This is a genomic window from Arthrobacter sp. NPDC056727 (assembly GCF_042790555.1).
GTDB lineage: Bacteria > Actinomycetota > Actinomycetes > Actinomycetales > Micrococcaceae > Arthrobacter.
Genome location: NZ_JBHTZA010000011.1, coordinates 14,828 through 32,819 on the forward strand (window position 1 = coordinate 14,828; position 17,992 = coordinate 32,819).

General features: G+C 65.5%; 14 protein-coding genes. 11 read left to right on the forward strand and 3 right to left on the reverse strand.

Annotated elements, in window-relative coordinates; all coding sequences use genetic code 11:
* Positions 1 to 70 precede the first annotated feature (70 nt).
* From ACFRAH_RS12530 to ACFRAH_RS12555, 6 genes are all read left to right on the forward strand, one after another.
* Complete coding sequence (locus ACFRAH_RS12530) at positions 71 to 862, forward strand: amino acid ABC transporter ATP-binding protein (protein WP_377991205.1); 792 nt, start codon at positions 71 to 73, stop codon at positions 860 to 862.
* A 4-nt stretch (positions 863 to 866) separates the two neighbouring features.
* Positions 867 to 1,514 (forward strand): amino acid ABC transporter permease, encoded by a 648-nt coding sequence (locus ACFRAH_RS12535; RefSeq protein ID WP_377991206.1) that lies wholly within the window; start codon positions 867 to 869, stop codon positions 1,512 to 1,514.
* Positions 1,514 to 2,176 (forward strand): amino acid ABC transporter permease, encoded by a 663-nt coding sequence (locus ACFRAH_RS12540; protein ID WP_377991207.1) that lies wholly within the window; start codon positions 1,514 to 1,516, stop codon positions 2,174 to 2,176. Before ACFRAH_RS12535 ends, ACFRAH_RS12540 begins: the two co-directional genes overlap by 1 nt.
* A 56-nt stretch (positions 2,177 to 2,232) precedes the next feature.
* A complete protein-coding gene (locus tag ACFRAH_RS12545) occupies positions 2,233 to 3,099 on the forward strand; it encodes a substrate-binding periplasmic protein (RefSeq protein WP_377991208.1) in 867 nt (288 codons plus the stop codon).
* Positions 3,100 to 3,224: 125 nt separating this feature from the next.
* Positions 3,225 to 3,650, forward strand: coding sequence for a universal stress protein (locus tag ACFRAH_RS12550; RefSeq protein WP_377991209.1), 426 nt, complete (start codon positions 3,225 to 3,227; stop codon positions 3,648 to 3,650).
* Positions 3,651 to 3,692: 42 nt separating this feature from the next.
* Positions 3,693 to 5,012 (forward strand): flavin monoamine oxidase family protein, encoded by a 1,320-nt coding sequence (locus ACFRAH_RS12555; RefSeq protein ID WP_377991334.1) that lies wholly within the window; start codon positions 3,693 to 3,695, stop codon positions 5,010 to 5,012.
* Between the two features lie 71 nt (positions 5,013 to 5,083).
* Here ACFRAH_RS12555 and ACFRAH_RS12560 read toward each other — a convergent pair whose 3' ends face one another.
* Positions 5,084 to 5,542: a hypothetical protein gene (locus ACFRAH_RS12560; RefSeq protein ID WP_377991210.1), complete on the reverse strand. Its 459-nt coding sequence runs from the start codon at positions 5,540 to 5,542 to the stop codon at positions 5,084 to 5,086.
* Positions 5,543 to 5,785: 243 nt separating this feature from the next.
* On the opposite strand from ACFRAH_RS12560, the gene ACFRAH_RS12565 reads away from it, so the two are divergent.
* On the forward strand, positions 5,786 to 7,975 hold the full coding sequence (locus tag ACFRAH_RS12565) for a multicopper oxidase family protein (RefSeq protein ID WP_377991211.1): 2,190 nt from the start codon (positions 5,786 to 5,788) through the stop codon (positions 7,973 to 7,975).
* A 19-nt stretch (positions 7,976 to 7,994) separates the two neighbouring features.
* Here the strand turns inward: ACFRAH_RS12565 and ACFRAH_RS12570 are convergent, their stop codons facing one another.
* Positions 7,995 to 8,552, reverse strand: a complete 558-nt coding sequence (locus tag ACFRAH_RS12570; protein ID WP_377991212.1) for an NADPH-dependent FMN reductase — start codon at positions 8,550 to 8,552, stop codon at positions 7,995 to 7,997.
* A gap of 403 nt (positions 8,553 to 8,955) precedes the next feature.
* Here ACFRAH_RS12570 and ACFRAH_RS12575 point away from each other — a divergent pair, with 403 nt between their 5' ends.
* From ACFRAH_RS12575 to ACFRAH_RS12585, 3 genes are all read left to right on the forward strand, one after another.
* Positions 8,956 to 10,323, forward strand: a complete 1,368-nt coding sequence (locus tag ACFRAH_RS12575) for an MFS transporter (RefSeq protein WP_377991213.1) — start codon at positions 8,956 to 8,958, stop codon at positions 10,321 to 10,323.
* Between the two features lie 35 nt (positions 10,324 to 10,358).
* Positions 10,359 to 11,630: an aminopeptidase P family protein gene (locus ACFRAH_RS12580; RefSeq protein WP_377991214.1), complete on the forward strand. Its 1,272-nt coding sequence runs from the start codon at positions 10,359 to 10,361 to the stop codon at positions 11,628 to 11,630.
* A 176-nt stretch (positions 11,631 to 11,806) separates the two neighbouring features.
* Positions 11,807 to 12,664 (forward strand): IclR family transcriptional regulator, encoded by an 858-nt coding sequence (locus ACFRAH_RS12585; protein ID WP_377991215.1) that lies wholly within the window; start codon positions 11,807 to 11,809, stop codon positions 12,662 to 12,664.
* A 51-nt stretch (positions 12,665 to 12,715) separates the two neighbouring features.
* Here ACFRAH_RS12585 and ACFRAH_RS12590 read toward each other — a convergent pair whose 3' ends face one another.
* Complete coding sequence (locus ACFRAH_RS12590) at positions 12,716 to 14,149, reverse strand: peptidoglycan DD-metalloendopeptidase family protein (RefSeq protein WP_377991216.1); 1,434 nt, start codon at positions 14,147 to 14,149, stop codon at positions 12,716 to 12,718.
* A 598-nt stretch (positions 14,150 to 14,747) separates the two neighbouring features.
* Between ACFRAH_RS12590 and ACFRAH_RS12595 the strand changes: the two genes are divergently transcribed.
* Positions 14,748 to 17,957, forward strand: a complete 3,210-nt coding sequence (locus ACFRAH_RS12595) for a bifunctional cytochrome P450/NADPH--P450 reductase (protein ID WP_377991217.1) — start codon at positions 14,748 to 14,750, stop codon at positions 17,955 to 17,957.
* The last annotated feature ends 35 nt before the right edge of the window (positions 17,958 to 17,992 follow it).

Here is a 17,992-nt window from a genome sequence, read left to right on the forward strand (position 1 = left end):
CTGCAGGGCTCGGCATCCGCAATGGAACGGCCTCCGGGACAAGGAAGTCCCGCTATTCAAAGGAAATGAAATGAGCTTCAGTTTTGGCACTAAGGCTCCCCGGATCGAGCTCTCTGGTGAGGTCGTGGTTTCCGGGCTCGGCAAGAGTTACGGGGCAGCCCGGGTGCTGTCGGATGTGAATCTGGCGATGAACGAAGGCGAGGTGGTCTCGATCATCGGGCCTTCGGGGGCGGGCAAGAGCACGTTCCTACGCTGCCTGAACTACCTGGAAACACCGACCGAGGGCACGATCGAGATCGGCGGAGCCCGCGTGGTGGCCGGCGGGAAACTCCCGGACAAGGCGAGCCTGGACCACCTCCGGCGCGTGACCGGAATGGTCTTCCAGAGCTTCAACCTGTTCCCGCACCTGACCGTGATGGAAAACATCACCCTTCCCCAGCGCAAGGTCCTGGGCGCCAGCAAGGACCAGGCCCAGGACACCGCGGAAAAGCTGCTCAAGCGCGTCGGCCTTCCGGACAAGGCCAAGGCCTATCCCGCCCGCCTCTCCGGAGGCCAACAGCAGCGCATCGCGATCGCCCGGGCCTTGGCCCTCTCACCGAAGGTCATGCTCTTCGACGAGCCAACGTCCGCCCTCGATCCCGAGATCGGCCTTGAGGTTCTCGCCGTCATGCGCGACCTCGCCGACGAGGGCATGACCATGCTCGTGGTCACCCACGAGATGCACTTCGCCCGTGACGTCTCGGACCGCATCATGGTCATGGGCAACGGCGGCGTCCTGGAGATCGGCCCGAGCGAACAGGTGATGTCGGACCCGCAAAACGAGCGCACCCGGCAGTTCCTCAAAGCCGTCCTGGACCGGTGACACCGTGATTACGCAACTGCTGTCCTCGATCGCCCAGGGCGTCGGACTCACCCTCTACGTCACCGGCGCGTCGCTCCTGATCGGCGGGCTCATCGGCCTGGTCCTCGTCGGCGCCGCCCGCTCCCCCATCCCGGTCATCCGCGGCGTTGCCACCCTCTACATCAACGTCGTCCGGGTCATCCCGCCCATCACCTGGCTGTTCCTGATCTACTTCGGCCTGCCCCAGTACTCGCTGCGGCTCACCACCATCCAGGCAGCCATCATCGGCTTCTCCATCATCGCCTCCGCCTTCATGGCCGAGATCTACCGCTCCGGCCTGCTGTCCATCCCCGACGGACAACGCGAAGCCGCCCACGCCCTCGGACTCAGCACCATCACCACCGTCGGGCACATCATCACCCCGCAGGCCTTCCGGGTCGCGCTGCCCGCCATCGCCACGTACGGTATCGGGCTTTTGAAGGACTCCGCACTCGCCTCCACCATCGGCGTCCGCGAAATCACCTACTACGCCCAGCAAAGCGCGAAACAGACCCATGAAGGTCTGCTCTCGTTCATCGTCGCCGGGGCGCTCTACATCGTCATCAGCCTCGCCGTCGCCCTCGTCTCACGCCGGGTCGACCTCACCCTGCGCCGGAAGATCGGAGTCGCGTGATGGACCTGCTCAACCAATGGCTCAACTGGCTGCCCAACCTCGCCCCGGGACTCGTCGTCAGCCTCCAACTCACCGGCCTCTCTCTGCTCTTCGGCTTCCCCCTCGGCCTGCTCTTCGCCGTGATGGCAGCTGCCAAGGTTGCACCGCTGCAGTGGATCTCGTTCCTGTTCGTGGAAATCGGGCGCGGCCTGCCTGCCCTGGTGCTGCTCTACCTGCTCTACTTCAGCCTCCCCGACGCCGGGATCACCCTGACCTCGCTCACCACCGCGATCATCGCGCTGACCTGGAACACCGGCGCCTACGCCTCCGAATACTTCCGCGCCGGGATCGCCTCCGTCCCGCTGGGGCAAAAAGAAGCCGCCCTCACCTCAGGCCTGCGCGGCTGGACCGGATTCCGGCTCATCATCCTGCCCCAAGCGCTCCGGATCTCCACCCCGCCCCTGGCCGGACTCGCCGTCCTGGTCTTCCAAGGCAGCGCCCTGGCGTTCGTGATCGCCGTGCCAGAACTGATGTCCAAGGCCTTCGAAATCGGATCCATCACCTTCGAATACCTCAGCGTCTACCTGCTCACCGCAGTGATCTACGGCTCCCTCACCCTCGTCTTCCTCGGCCTCGTCCGGGCACTGGAACAGCGCCTCGGCCGCCACCTCCAACGCAACTGAACCTCTCCCACTTATCCCGGGCACTCCGCCCACACCACAACAAAGAAAGAACGACCATGTCACGAACTCCCCGTACCCTCGTGCGCGCACTTTCCGCCGGCAGCGCCGCCGGCCTGCTCGCCATCTCCCTCAGCGCCTGCGGCGGCAGCGACACCAGCAGCGTCGCCTCCGACTGCAAGCCGGCCCATGCCGGCCTCAAAACCCTGGCCCAAGGCGAGCTCACCGTCGCCAGCTACGACTACGCACCCGCCACGATCCTCAACGGCGACAATGTCACCGGCATGGAAGGTGACCTGATCAACGAGATCGCCAAGCTCGAATGCCTCAAAGTCACCGTGAGCACTTCCGGCGGCGCGGGGGCAGTCATCCCGTCCGTGCAGTCCAAGCGCGTCGACATCGGCTCGGGAAACTGGCTCCGCACGAAGGAGCGCACCAAGATCGTCTACATGAGCACGCCTCTGTGGAACGATCCCCAGGCGATCGTCTCCACCAAGGGCCTGACCAGCAATGACCTCGAGGGCAAAAAGGTTGGCTCGGTCGCCGGCAACCTCTGGAACGACAGCATGCAAAAGTGGCTCGGAGACAACTTCAAGATCTACCAGGATGACGAATCGATCTACTCAGACCTCAAAGCAGGCCGCATCGATGCGCTGGTGGCATCCTCTGCCTCCGCCAACTACCGGTTCAAGGACGCCCCCATCGAGGGTGCCAAGGTGATCGACGTCAAACCGAACCCGCACGTCCCCCAGTTCGCTGCGGTGGGTCAGGTGATGCTGCCGTCCAGCCTCGAGAACAGCGCGCTCGGCAAGGCCCTGGACGAGGACATCAAGACACTCCGCGAAAACGGCACCATCAAGAAGCTGCTTGAGAAGTACGGGATTGACGCAGCCGTGGGCGAGCCGGGCGCACCCAGCGAACTCTGACGCCAGCCGCGTTCTGCACAGGGCGGCGTCGGGTGTCCCATCCGGCGCCGCCCTGCAGGCGGTCTATGGGCGCCGCCGGCGCGCCCTAACTTCTAGATTATTCAAGCAAGCAAAGGAGCATGCATATGAGCGGAATCGTTGTTGTAGGGGTCGATGGCAGTGATACGGCCAGAAAGGCTGCGGAGGCCGCAAGAGACCTCGCCACAGCATTGGGCGCGACCCTCCACGTGGTGTCAGCCTTCGACGGTGACCGCTCTGACGTCTTCGGCACCGGCAGCAGCAAATGGCTGGTCTCGGACGCCGACAAGGCGGAACACGTTGCCAGGGCCGTGGCTGACACGCTGGGTGGGGACATCAGGATCACCTACGCTGCCGCCTCCGGCAGGCCGGCGGATGCCCTGATCAGGGAAGCGCTGAGCAAAGAGGCCCGGCTCATTGTGGTGGGCAACCGCAGGATGCGGGGCATTGGCCGCGTCCTGGGCAGCGTGGCCAACAGCGTTGCTCACAGCGCGCCCTGCGACGTCTACATCGCCAACACCTACGACGACTAGACACCTACAACTGATTTTCCAAGAGGAGCCAAATTGCACGACGTGATAATTGTTGGTGGCGGTGCCGCGGGACTTGGCACCGCATACTATCTGCGGGATTCAGGGCTGGATGTCCTGATTCTGGAGTCCGGCCAGGACATCGGCGGCCGGTCGCACACGGTGCAGCTTGCCGGAACGTCGGCCAATTCCGGCGCGATGTTCGTTTACAAGGGAACGAAGTCAGAAGAGCTCGTGAATGAGCTGGGGATCCGGACCGCGCCCTTCCTCCCGGAGACGTACGGAATCCACGTCAACGGCAAGACCGTGGTGGCCGAAGCCAACGAGGATGTTGTGGCCGGCCTGAATCTCACCGAGTCCGAGAAGACCGAGCTCAACAAGTTCATCGATACGTCCCTCACCGAGTACCTGGACTATGTCAACGACAGGACGCCAGCCGGCGAAATAGACAAGCTTTCGGGTGAGACGGTGGCCGACCGGATCGCTGACCTGCAGCCGGCAGTCCGGGACATTATTGCGACGGCGATCCGTGGCGGCGCAGTGGGCGACCCCGCCAATCTTTCCGCCAAGTATGCGCTCCGCTATTTCGCGAGCTACCTGGCGCGGGAGAAGAACAACCGCCTCTTCGCGCTGGAGGGAATGCAGGCCATTCCGCGGGCCATCCTGAAGCGTCTGCCTGAGCGCACTGTCCGCTACAACACCCAGGTGACAGACGTGACCCTGCTCGAAAAGGAGGGCGGCTACGAGGTTTCGGTGACGGGCGACGGCCGTGAGGCGAAGCTGACGGCCCAACACGTGGTCCTGGCCGTTCCCGCCCCGGTGGTTCCCGGCGTCGTCAAGGACCTTCCCGGTTGGAAGACGTCGGCGCTCAACAGGGTCGCCTCCCCCGGCAGCACAACGCTGAACATCGTCGCGGACATTGACGGGCTCCCGGAGTTCAAGGACTGGGCCTTCATCGTGACCGTCGGGATGCCCTTCGACGCCATCATCAACCCTGTCCCCGGCGGCACCGAAGAGACCTCAAAGGCAAACATCCTCCAGCTGACCTGCTACGGCAATTCCTCGGGCTATCTGCCGGGGTTTGCCGACGACGAGCAAAGGGTCGCGCAGTGGATGGAGGACGTGTACACGGTGGCACCCCAGCTCCGCGGCCGGATCCTCGGCGTGCACGCCCAGACCTGGGAGCACTGCTTTGCCTTGCTGAGCCCGGAGCGGGCAGAGGCCCTTCCCGAGCTGCAGCGCTCGATTGGATCGCTGCACTTCGCCGGCGACTACACGTCGGAGACTGCCGGTACTCACGGGGCCTACACTGAAGCCGAACGCGTTGCCTCGCTGATTCTGGCCTCCCTGAAGCCCGGGGGTTAGGCACGACGGCGGCATGGGCCCTCTTCCGGGTCCATGCCGCCTTACCCCCACCCCTCCCTCAGATCCTGCCGCTATGGGGTGACGGTGGCTGTCACCACCGAGAAAAGCCTGGCGTAGTTCGGGCACACGCTCAGTTTCTCGTCGGCCGGGACGCGCGCACCGTCCAGGACCACTTTGGCGCCCTCGGACAGGGACGAACCGTCCGGCAGGGCAAGTGATTCGCCCTTGAAGGTAGTGCCCTGCGGGAAGACCAGTGTTGTTGCATCTCCATTCTGGGTCCGGACCACAATGCAGCCGCCGCCGTCTGCCGCCAGGCTGCCCAGCAGCTGGCCGCTTTCCTCGTCGACGGACGACACTCCGGCGTGCACCACGGCTTTCTTGCCCCCGGCACTTTGGACCACCGCCGTCGGCATTCCCTGCTGGACCGAAGACGCAGGCGAGGTGACCACGGGCTCTCCCTTCGGCGTCGAACATGCCGCAAGCAAAAGCACGCCCGTCAGGGCCAGACCCGAGGCGGCCCGGTGCGTCATGAATGCCCCCTGGGATTTCGACGGCGATACCTCGCCCCAGCATAGGACAGGCGCGGGTACCCCGGACCGTGATCCAGCCTTTTTCCAAGGTTGGTTATGCAAAGTAATTGCCTTGGGGAATCAATGTGGAATTCCACGGGACAAGGAGGTTCCCGTGGTTTGCGTGCGGTCTCGGAATCCGTATTGGGGTTGACAGGGGCGCCGCCTGAACTGGCTTGTGCCCGATGCCAGGGAGGCCAGACCATGACTGAAGAATCCGCCAACAAAACCGGACTCGCACGGCGCACACTGCTTCGTTTAGGAGCGGCGGGAGGTACCGCGGCAGCAGTGGCAGCCGCACGGTCCTGGGCAGGTCCGCTCCTGGCAGAACGGGGCCTGATGTCGCCCGATGGTGCATTTGCGGCCACATCCATGGCACTTGGCGACGGGCTGTTTTACATTGAGGCGCTTCCCACGAGCCCCCTGATCCTCTCGCCCTTCACCGACAGGCTGGTGGTACCGAAAGCGCTGGCCCCCGTGCCGAAATCCGTGGTCAACGCCTGGAAGAATCCGCCGGGACCGGGGCCGGGCCAGCAGAACTCGCTGCGCAACGAGCGGCACCAGGTCTGGACGAGCGACGTCGGTCTTCCGGACCCGATCATCTACAAGATCAACCTGCTGGTGCGGGCCCACTCATTCAGCACGTCGCAGGTGCTGCCGATCAATGCGAATGGCCGCCCGACGGTTTCCTTCGATGCGAACCGCAAGACGTACCCGGCGGGCACCAGGCGGACATTACCTCCCAGCACCATCTACGGCTACAACGGGACCTTCCCCGGGCCGAGGATTAACGCGGAGTACGGCAAACCCGTGCTGGTGCGGCTCGAGAACCATCTGGACGAGAATCCGCTGAAACTGGACCGGCAGGACTTCGGTTCCCCGGACTTCTCATTCCTGACGCACCTGCACAACTCCCACACCGCGCCCGAGAGCGACGGCAACCCGCACTACTCGATGATTGCCGGGCCCAGGCACCGCGGCTACAGGCCCGGGATGTTCGTTGACAACCTGTATCTGAACAGGGCGGCCGGTAACGATGACAGTGCGAAGCAAAGCTTCTTCTGGTTCCACGACCACACGATGGACCATACCGGCGCGAATGTGTACAAGGGCATGGTGGGCCTGTACCCGATTTACGATCCGAAGAACGGCCTGGACATGGGCGACGAGCGGCGGGGATTGCGGCTGCCGGGGGTCCGCACCAACAACCCCGACGGCTCGTTCGACGTCGCCTTCGACATCCCGCTGGCCTTCACTGATTTCCGGTTCGACGACGGCGTGACCATCCATAAGGACTTCCACGACGGGCTGGGTGAGTTCCCGGCCGCCAAGAACCCGGCGACCCACCCCGAATGGTGGGGCAAGACCTTCTACAAGCACTTCCCCAACCACGGCTTCGTCGGCGACATATGCACGGTCAACGGGACGGCCTTCCCGGTCCTGGAGGTCAAGCGGCGCAAGTACCGCTTCAGGTTCCTGGACGCCTCGGTCGCCCGAATCTACGAATTCAAGCTGATGACCTCCACCAGAGGGCCGAAGTCGTCCGTATCCCTCGGCTACAACGGCGACGAACTCCAGGGCCAGTACCGTATCGAGGACGGGCAGCAGTGCATGCAGTTCAACGAGATCGCGGTCGACGGCGGCCTGTTGCCGATCCCGATCAAACGCAACTCCTTTGAGCTGTGGCCGGCCAAGCGGCGCGAAGTGATCGTTGATTTCACCCGGTACCAGGACGGCACGCCCACCACCAAGGGCGACGTCGTCTACCTCACCAATGTGATGAAAATGCCCAACGGCCGGAAGTGGGCCGCATCAACGCGCTTCTCGCCTGATCCCAAATACAAGATACCGCTCCTCAAGATCGTCATCGGCGACACGGCTCCGGACAACAGCCGGATCCCCGCTACCCTCCGCGCGCTTCCGCCGCTGCCGAGCAACTGGCAGAGCATGCTGGACAACCGGCTGATCTTCGAGGTGCAGCGAGGCAGCGCCGGCGGGGAAACGGAGTGGCTCATCAACGGCAAACCCTTTGACCCGCAGCACGTGCTGGCAAGCCTGAAAAACCCTGCCGGCCGCTCACCCCTGGCCCAGCAGAAGAAGGGAAGCTTCAACCTCTGGGAGCTCCGCAACGGCGGCGGCGGCTGGGTGCATCCGGTCCACCTCCATGAAGAGGAACACCAGGTGGTCATGCGCAACGGCAAGGACGTCACGCGGACAGCGGATCCCGGGCATCCCGATGACATCTCCGGGGAAGACACAGTGGCCTTGGACCCCGGCGAATCGGTGATCGTCTACCGCGGTTTCAGGGACTTCACGGGGCCCTACGTGGGGCATTGCCACAACCTGAGCCACGAAGATCACGCCATGATGTTCGCCTGGGAGATCACCCCGTGACTCGGTGCTGGAGGGCCTGTCAGGTCCGGAGCGTTTTGAGGGCGGTGGACCAGGAGATGAGCTGGTCCAGCAGCGGCTTCAAGGCCTCCTCGGCGTCATCGGTCGGCGTGAAGACGGTGTAGTTTTCGAATTCCGACGCGAAGGGAAGGGCCACCTGGGCGCGGACGGTGGCCATCTGCAGTTCGGCCGCGATCAATCGGAGGTTCTCCACGGCCCGGACTCCCCCGGCGCTTCCGTAGCTGACAAATCCGGCGGCCTTGTTGTTCCACTCCGCGTAGACGTAATCCAGCGCGTTCTTCAGGGCCCCGGGAAGCGAATGGTTGTATTCGGCGGTCACGAAGATGAAGCCGTCGAAGCGCGCAATAGCCCCGGCCCAGACCTTCGTGTGCTCGTGCGAGTACTGGCCCATCGACGGCGGCATGGGCTCGTCCAGCAGCGGAAGGCTGTAGTCGGCCAGATCGAGTAGCTCGAAGTCCGCGCCGCCCCTGGCAGCGGCCCGGGAGTGCACCCAGTCTGCAACCTGCCGGCTACGGCGCTGGGGACGGGTACTGCCGACGACCACCGCTATCTTGACCATGCTTCACGCTCCCGTTCGTCGAGGTGACTCATTGGTAAAACGCTGCCGGCCGCGCCGTTAGTCCCGGGGGTAGGCCGCTTCACCCAAACGCCTCCTCACCTCCATCCATCTCTTACCAAACGCGTCCTCACCTTGCCGGGGCCAGGTGAGGACGCGTCGGGGAAAAGGCGACGAAAAGTGAGGGAGCGTTTCATCTGGGCGCGCCCGGATCGGAGCTTTCGGTGCAACGGAGTTGTGGTTCAGGCAACTCTCTTTGCAGCTTCGCCCTGCTGGCGCTCGCCGATGATCGCAGATAAGTCTTGCATAGAAGTTCAAAATACCCATTGACGGGTGAACTGGGTCACGCCTAATCTGGTGCAACAGCGTTGCAACACAAGCAACCCGAGATTTCATTGGTGGACACATGAAACCCCCGACATCGCAATCTTCCGAAACGGCCGGAGCAGCAGCGCAGCTGAGCGGCCAGCCAAACCAGGCACCCCACACCGGCGACGAGGTCAGCAAGGACACCCGGCGCCGGGTCATCACCGCCAGCTTCATCGGCAACTTCGTCGAATGGTTCGACTACGCCGTCTACGGCTACCTGGCCGGCATCATCTCCACGGTCTTCTTCCCGGAGGCGGACCGGCAGACGGCACTCCTGGCAACCTTCGGCGTCTTCGCCATATCGTTCTTCGTCCGTCCCCTGGGCGGCTTCTTCTGGGGCCACATCGGCGACCGGCTCGGACGGCGGAAGGCGCTGTCACTGTCGATCGTCATCATGTCCGTGGCCACGTTCTGCATCGCCCTGATCCCCGGCTACGGCACTATCGGCATCCTGGCGCCGGTCCTGCTCCTGCTGGTCCGCGTCGTCCAGGGCTTCTCCGCCTCCGGCGAATACGCCGGGGCCTCCGCCTTCCTGGTGGAGTACGCACCGGCACATCGCCGCGGACTCTATGCCGCCGTCGTACCTGCAAGCACCGCGGCCGGACTTCTGCTGGGCAGCCTGCTGGCAGCGCTGCTGACCGCAACTCTCAGCGAAAGCCAGCTGCACGACTGGGGATGGCGCCTGCCGTTCCTGCTTGCCGCGCCCATGGGCCTGATCGGCCGGTACATCCGCACCAAGCTCGAGGACACCCCCGCGTTCCGCGCCCTCGCCGAGGACAAGGAAGGAACGAAGGCACCCGCCAGGGACATGTTCCGGAACAACAGGAGGCAGCTCATCATCGCCACAGGTGCGGTGCTGCTGAACGCGGTCGGTTTCTACGTCATCCTCAGCTACATGCCCACCTACCTCGCCGAGGAACTGGGCTTCGGGGCGGGCGAATCGTTCCTGGCCACCACCATCGCGCTGGCCAGCTACATCGGCTTCATCTTCCTTACCGGCATCGCCTCGGACAGGTTCGGCCGCAAGAAGATGCTGATCACCGCGTCCGTGCTGTTCATGCTGGTGACGGTGCCGGCGTTCATGCTTCTGGACTCCGGAAACTTCCTGGTGATCGTCCTGGTCCAGATCCTCCTGGGCGGCATGCTCACCCTCAACGACGGCACGCTGCCGAGCTTCCTGGCCGAACTCTTCCCCACGAAGACCCGGTACAGCGGCTTCGCCGTCAGTTTCAACCTCTCCAACGCCCTGTTCGGCGGCACCGCCCCGTTCATGGCCACCCTCCTGATCGGCCTCACGCACAGCAAGCTGGCCCCCGGCTGGTATCTCGTGGCCGCCTCACTGGTTTCCCTCATCGCAGTCCTGTTCGCCGTGGAGACTTCCAAGAAGCCCCTGCAGCAGCACTGACAACACCCACCCAAGAAAGAAAAGGAATGAACCGCATGACCATCACCGAGAACCTCACCCGTGACGGCGACGCAGTCAACGACGTCGCCAAGCTCGACCGCCTGAAGGTCCTCAACAACGGCGAGAAAGTGTCGCTGACCTTCTCCGACGCCGAGTTCGAGCGCCGCCTCGCCGGCCTCCGCAGCATCATGGCCGAGAAGGACCTGGACGCCGTCGTCCTGACCAGCTACCACTCGATCAAGTACTACTCCGACTTCCTGTTCACCTACTTCGGCCGCTCGTACGCCATGGTGGTCACCAAGGAGGACACGGTCACCGTCACCGCAAATATCGACGCCGGGATGCCCTGGCGCCGCAGCTACGGCGAAAACCTGGTGTACACGGACTGGCGCCGCGACAACTTCATCTTTGGCATCCAGGAGGTGCTGCGCACCCGCGGCATCAAGGTCCGCCGGCTCGGCGTCGAGGACGACTCCCTGCCGCTGGACAACCGCAACAAGATCCAGGCCGCGTTCGAGTCCGCCACCCTGGTGGACGTGGCCCAGGCCGCGATGCGCCAGCGCATGATCAAGTCCGCCGAGGAAATCGAGGTCATCAAGCACGGGGCCCGGATCGGCGACCTGGGCGGCGAGGCCATCCGCAACGCCATCACCGCCGGCATCACCGAGTACGAGGTGGCCCTGATCGGCACCGAGGCCATGGTGCACGAGATCGCCCGCACCTTCCCCAACTCCGAGATCCGCGACACCTGGGTCTGGTTCCAGTCCGGCATCAACACCGACGGCGCGCACAACTGGGCCACCACCCGGAAGATCCAGGAGCACGACATCCTGAGCCTGAACTGCTTCCCCATGACCTCCGGCTACTACACGGCGCTGGAGCGGACGCTGTTCTACGGCGAACCGGATGCCCGCTCGCTCGAGCTGTGGAACATCAACGTCGACGTGCACCGGCGCGGCCTGGAACTCATCAAGCCCGGCGCGGTCTGCAAGGACATCGCCGCCGAGCTCAACGAGATCTACATTTCGCACGGCCTGCTCGCCAACCGCACCTTCGGCTACGGCCACTCCTTTGGCGTCCTCAGCCACTACTACGGACGCGAAGCAGGACTCGAGCTGCGCGAGGACATCGACACGGTGCTCGAGCCGGGCATGGTGGTCTCCATGGAACCGATGATCACCGTGCTGGACGGCCAGCCCGGCGCCGGCGGCTACCGCGAGCACGACATCCTGGTGGTGGGCGAGGACGGCGCCGAGAACATCACCAAGTTCCCGTTCGGCCCCGAGCACAACATCATCAGCGCCTGACGCCTGAGTAGCCAACAACAGGGCATGCCCTCCCCCGCCGCCCGGCCCCGCGAGGCCGTTAGCCAACAGTCGCGAATTAACCTCCTTGGGTTAAGTACGACGGCGGCGGGCGGCTGGGAGGGCATGCCCGCCGCCGTTTCGGCGAACCAATACAGCAAAGACATAGAGTGAACACCATGACTCCCCCGGCTTCTAAAGCGACCCGAGACACGGCAGCCAGCGACGCCGCCGCCGAGACCGGAAAAGACACGGGCGACGCCCGCGGTGCGTCGGTGATCGTCAACGCCATCGCCGTGCTGCGCAGCTTCACGGCCGACGAACCCATGCTCGGCGTCACCGAGATCGCCAGCCGGGTGGGCCTGCACAAGAGCACCGTGTCCAGGATCCTGGCCACGTTCGAACAGGAACACCTGGTGGAGCGGGACCCGGACACGCGGCGCTTCCGGCTGGGGCTGGGCCTGATCGCGGTGGCGGGCCCGCTGCTTGCGGAACTCGAGGAACGCCGCGTGGCCTACCCCGTGCTGCGGGAACTCACAGAACGCACCGGCGAAACGAGCGCGCTCATGGTGTGGAACGGCAGCGAGTCGATGTGCGTGGAGCAGATCGCCAGCCGCCAGCAGGTCAAGCACACCACCCCGCTGGGTGCCCGCTACAACGACGCCCTCAGCGCCTCGGTCCAGGTCTTCCTCGCCGCCGAACAGCCCGAGCGCGTGAGCGCCCTGCTGCGCAGCGGCACCATCACCCTCCCCGGTCTGGACGACCACTCCGTCGAGGCGTACCTGCAGCGGCTGAAGGAAGTCAGCGAGCGCGGCTGGGCCATCAACTACGGCGAGACGTCCATCGAGGAAGTCGGCATCGCCGCGCCCGTCTACGACCACCGCGGCGACATCGCGGCCTCCGTCCTCATCCCCGCACCCAAGTTCCGGGTTTCCCCCGACACCCTGCAAAGCCTCGGCGAAGCCTGCGCCAGCGCCGCCCGGCTGGTCACCCAGCGCCTGGGCGGCGCGGCACCGAAACAGCGCCGCAGCGCATAGGCGGCCCAGGTTACATGGCGCCCCGTCTAGGAACTTACTAGGCGGCCCGGGTTAGGAACCTGCCGCCGTTGCTGCTGCTTCAGAGGCAACGGGCACAGCGGTTGTTGCCGTTTCCGAATCCTTCTGGGCTTCCTGGGTTGCTGACTGAGCAGGAACCTGAGTGGAACTTGGTGCGGCAATGGCTGAAGAGCTCGGAGCAGGCGCAACCACGGGAGCCGGTGCCGGGACGGGAGCAGGCGCGGCCACAGCCGGTGCCGCCGAGGCGCTCGGTGAAGGGGCCGGAGCGGGCGTAACCGCCGGAGCGGGCGTAACCGCGGGAGCGGGCGTAACCGCGGGAGCGGGCGTGACCGAAGGAGCCGGAGCGGGCGTCGCCGCGGGAGCCGGAGCAGGAGTCACCGGTTTAGGCGCAGGGGCAGGGGCGGGCTTCGGGGCAGGAGCCGGAGTTGCCGGCTTAGGCGCTGTCACCTTCGGCGCGGGAGCTGGGACCGTCGGTTTGGGCGCCGCCCTGTGTGCCGGAGCCGGAGTGGCCGGCTTGGTCACTGTCACCTTCGGCGTCGCCACCTTGGCCCGCCTGCCGGACGGCTTCGCTGCGGAAACAGACGCCTTGGCAGGTGATGAAGACTTGACGGTGGCAACGCCCTGGGCGGACGCTTCATGCTGATCGTTCACCGCACTTTGCTGAGCGCTGGCACCCACCGGAACGGCCCAATTCGGCGTTTCAGTAGCGGTGCCGGCCTTGCGGTAGTCGGTCATCTTCACACCGGCAACGGGTCCGGAGTGACGCAGCCGCACCAGGGTCCAGTTGTCCGGATCCGTGTGCTTGCCGTTCAGGATGGTTTCGAAATGGAGGTGGCATCCGGTCGATGACCCGGTGGTGCCGACCTTGGCGATGAGTTCACCCACCTGCACCGTCTGGCCCTTCTTCACACCGATGCCCTCGAGGTGGTTGTAAGTGGTGATCAGGCCGTTGCCGTGATCGATCTCCACGCGATTGCCGCCGCCCCAGGGATGCCATCCCACAGCCCGAACCACACCAGCATCGGCTGCGTAGACGTTCGTTCCGCAGGCAGCTGCAAAGTCCTGGCCCCAGTGGAACTCACCTGCCGAGCCTGAGATCGGACTGGTCCGCAGGCCAAAGTGCGAGGTGGGAACGAGGACGTCCAACGGCGCCATCAGGGTTCCCGCCGCAGGGCGCCGTACTTTGGCTGAAGCACCAGCGAGTTTTTGGCCTGCCGGCTTCGCCGAGGTGAAGACCGCAGTACGGCTGTAGGACACGAACGCGTCCGCGGAGGCCGAGACGGCACCCGGGTCTGAAGCAAGCGGGTTTGAAACGAGGGCGCCTGAAACTCCGGCACCGGAGACCGACCCGGCTGAGCCCGGGACAACCGCGGCCGAGGCAACGGCACCGGCTCCGAGGGGCGCGTTGATGGAGACGTCGGCGGCCACATCCGCGGGCACCTGCCCGGACGAAAGAACTGGACTCATTCCCTGGAATCCCACAGCATAAACGGCCAGGAATGCCGTGCCAGCGCCCACCCGAACGGCGCGGCTTACGACGGCCCGGCTCAGGACGGCGGGACGCGGGTTCTGCGCCGTGTGCCGGGCTCCGGCAGGCGTGGGCCGGACATCGTTAGGTGCCAGATGCTTTGCCAATTGGTTCTCCCCCATGAAGGCCGCCCGAGCTGGCGGACGGCGGCTGCTCATCCCATGGGAGCATGCCGGGCAGGCCAGCGAAACCGATACGGCCGCCTATGTGGATAAGCTCGGAAAATCTTGACCGGGACCAGACCGAACTGCGGAAAACCTCGCGTGACGTTGAGGAATCCTGGTGCCTCGGCGCGCCCGCAAACGCAGGACCGGCCCTTAGCCACAAGCACGCAGCCGCCGCAAGAAAAAAGCCGTGGTCCCCGGCACCGGACGGGAGTATCGTGTGTTGCGCCCGGCCCGTGACGCCCGGCCAGCCCGCCAAAAAAGAGCAAAAGCGGCGCCCCTCCCGGCAAGCAGATCCACCAAAGATCCAACAAAGAACCAAGGAACCAAAAACAGGCAAGTGTCAATGAAGACCGCTTAGGAGGGCCCCATCATGCCTTCATCGAACACCACCCCCATCCCCCAACCGCCCACCAAACCCCTGGTAGGCAACCTGCCCGACATCGACTCCAGCAAGGGAATCCTGGGCATCGTGGACGTGGCCGAGGAGTACGGCCCGATCGTCCGCATCCAGGTTTTCAACCGCAGCATGATCGCCGTTTCCTCCCAGGAGCTCGTCAACGAGATCTGCGACGAGACCCGCTTCGGCAAGGTGCTCGGCGTCTCCCTGCGCCAGGTGCGGGACTTCATCGGCGACGGCCTGTTCACCGCCGAAACCGAGGAGCCGAACTGGCAGAAGGCGCACCGCATCCTGATGCCCGCCTTCGGACCGAAAGCCCTGACCAAGATGTTCGCCGGCATGGACGACATCCTGGAGCAGTTGCTGCTCAAGTGGGAGCGGCTGGGCCCGGCGGCGAGGATCGACGTTGCGGACAACGCCACCCGGCTGACCCTGGACACCATTGCCCTGTGCTCGTTCAGCTACCGGTTCAACAGCCTCTACCGCGAGGAGATGCATCCCTTCATCGGCGCCATGGTCCGTGCCCTGAGTGAGTCCCGGGACAGGTCCACCAGGCTGCCGGTGCAGAACAAGCTCATGATCCGCAAGCGGCACCAGCTGGAGGAGGACAACGCGCTGATGCTCGAGGTGGCCGAACAGCTCATCAGCGACCGCCGCCGCAACCCCAGTCCGGAAGGCAGCGAGGACATCCTGGACACCATGCTCAACGCGGCGGACCCGGTGACCGGCGAGCGCCTGCCGGAGAGCAACGTCCGCAACCAGATGGTCACCTTCCTGGTGGCCGGGCATGAGACAACCAGCGGGCTGATCACCTTCATGATGTACGAGCTGCTGCGGCACCCGGAGGTCATGAAGAAGGCCCGTGCCGTCGTCGACGAGGTGCTGGGCACCCAGGCAGCCCGGTTCGAGCACCTGCCCAGGCTGGGGTACCTGGACCAGATCCTCAAGGAGACGCTCCGGCTGTGGCCCACTGCCCCGGCGTTCAACGTGGCGCCCTACGAGGACACCGTGATCGGCGGCAAGTACGAGATCGCCAAGGGCCAGACCCTCATGGTCCTGATCCCGCAGCTGCACCGGGACAAGGCCGCGTGGGGCGAGGACGCCGAGCTCTTCAACCCGGACCGGTTCTCCCCCGAGCGCGTCGAGTCCATTCCGGCCAACGCGTGGAAGCCGTTCGGCAACGGCCAGCGCTCTTGCATCGGGCGCGGGTTCGCCCTGCAGGAGGCCCAGCTGTTCCTGGCCAAGGCCCTGCAGCGCTTCGACATCACCGCCGCGGATCCGAACTATGAGCTGCACATCAAGCACACGCTCACCATGAAGCCGGAAGGGCTTTTCATCCACGTCCGACGGCGGGACGTCCGGATCGACGCAGCGGCCAGTGCCGCCGTCGGGCAGTTGGACAGGGAACGGGAAAGCGGCAGGCACCCAAGGACGGCGGAAGCGCTGGCGGTTGCCGCCGCCAACGGCGTTCCCGTGCGCGTGCTGTACGGCTCGAACGCGGGCACGTCCCGTGACTTTGCGCAGCGGATAGCGAACGACGCCGGGCGGCGGGGCTACAGCCCCACCATCGCCTCGCTGGACGAGGCGGCCGGCGGGCTGCCCACCGTGGGGCTTGTCGCCGTCGTCGCCTCCTCCTATGAGGGGATGCCGCCGGACAACGCCAAGAAGTTCATGACCTGGACCGAAAGCCTGCAGCCGGGCAGCCTCGCCGGGGTGCGGTACACGGTGTTCGGCAACGGCAACCGGGACTGGGCACGGACGTACCAGGAGGTGCCCAAGGCCATCGACGCGCGGCTCGAGGCGGCCGGCGCCGAGCGGGTCTACGAGCGCGGCGAGGCCAACGCCCGCGGCGACTTCTTCGGCGATTTCGAGGAATGGTACGCGGGATTCTGGCCGGCGGTGGACGGCGCCCTCGGCCAGAAGACCAGTGCGCCCAAAGGCCAGCCGCAGCTGGAGGTCCAGTTCGTGGGCAACGTCCGGGACACGTTCCTGCGGCAAAACGATCTGTCGGTGGGCACCGTCGTCGTCAACCGGGAACTGGTGGACCTGACCAAACCCAACGCCCGGTCCAAGCGGCACGTGGAGATCGCACTGCCGGAGGGCATGAGCTACCGGGCCGGCGACTACCTGGCCGTGCTGCCGCTGAACCCGGCCGACCTGGTGCAGCGGGCCCTGACGCGCCTCAGCCTGGACTACGACTCCCACGTGGTGCTGGCCATGGAGCACGGGGACACCTTCCTGCCCACCGGCACGCCCGTGGCCGTGGGCGAGCTGCTGAGCAGCTACGTGGAACTCGCCGTTCCGGCCACCCGTCCGCAGGTGGAGCAGCTGGCCGAGGTGGCGGCGGACCCGGCGGAGCGCGCGGAGCTGGAGGCGCTGGCGCAGGACCGCGACCGGCACGCGGCGGAGATCGTGGACAAGCGCGTCTCGCTGCTGGACCTGCTGGAGATGTACCCGTCGTGCCAGGTGCCGTTCACGACGTTCCTGCAGCTGCTCACGCAGCTGACCCCGCGGCGGTACTCCATCTCGTCGTCCCCGCTCTGGAGCCCTGACCACGCGACCCTGACGTTCGCCGTCATCCAGGCCCCGGCCTGGTCCGGGCGCGGCACCTTCGAGGGCGCGGCGTCCACGTACCTGGCCCAGGCGCGGCCGGGATCGCGGGTGGCGGTGACGGTGCGGCCGTCGAACGCGGCATTCCACCCGCCGGAGTCCCTGGCCATGCCGGTCATCATGGTGTGCGCCGGGACCGGGCTAGCGCCGTTCCGCGGCTTCGTGCAGGACCGGGCGCTGCGGGCCCAGGCCGAGGACATCCAGCCGGCAAAGTCCCTGCTGTTCTTCGGCTGCCGGGCACCGGACACCGACTACCTCTACCGGACGGAGCTCGAATCCTGGGCGGAGCAGGCCAACCTGGACCTGCGGCCGGTCTTCTCCAAGGTGCCGACCGACGGGCAGAAGTATGTCCAGCACCGGCTCTGGGCGGACCGGGCAGACGTCAAGGAACTGGTGCAGCAGGGGGCCACGGTGTTCGTCTGCGGCGACGGGAAGCACATGGCGCCGGAGGTCCGCGAGACCTGCGAGCGCATCTACCAGGAGGCCACCGGCGCTTCCGAGGCTGACGCCGATGCCTGGATGGACGAGGTGGAGCGCACCCACGGCCGGTACGTGGCGGACATCTTCACGTAGGAGGTTGCCTTAGGCCGGAACGTGGCCTGTCCGCC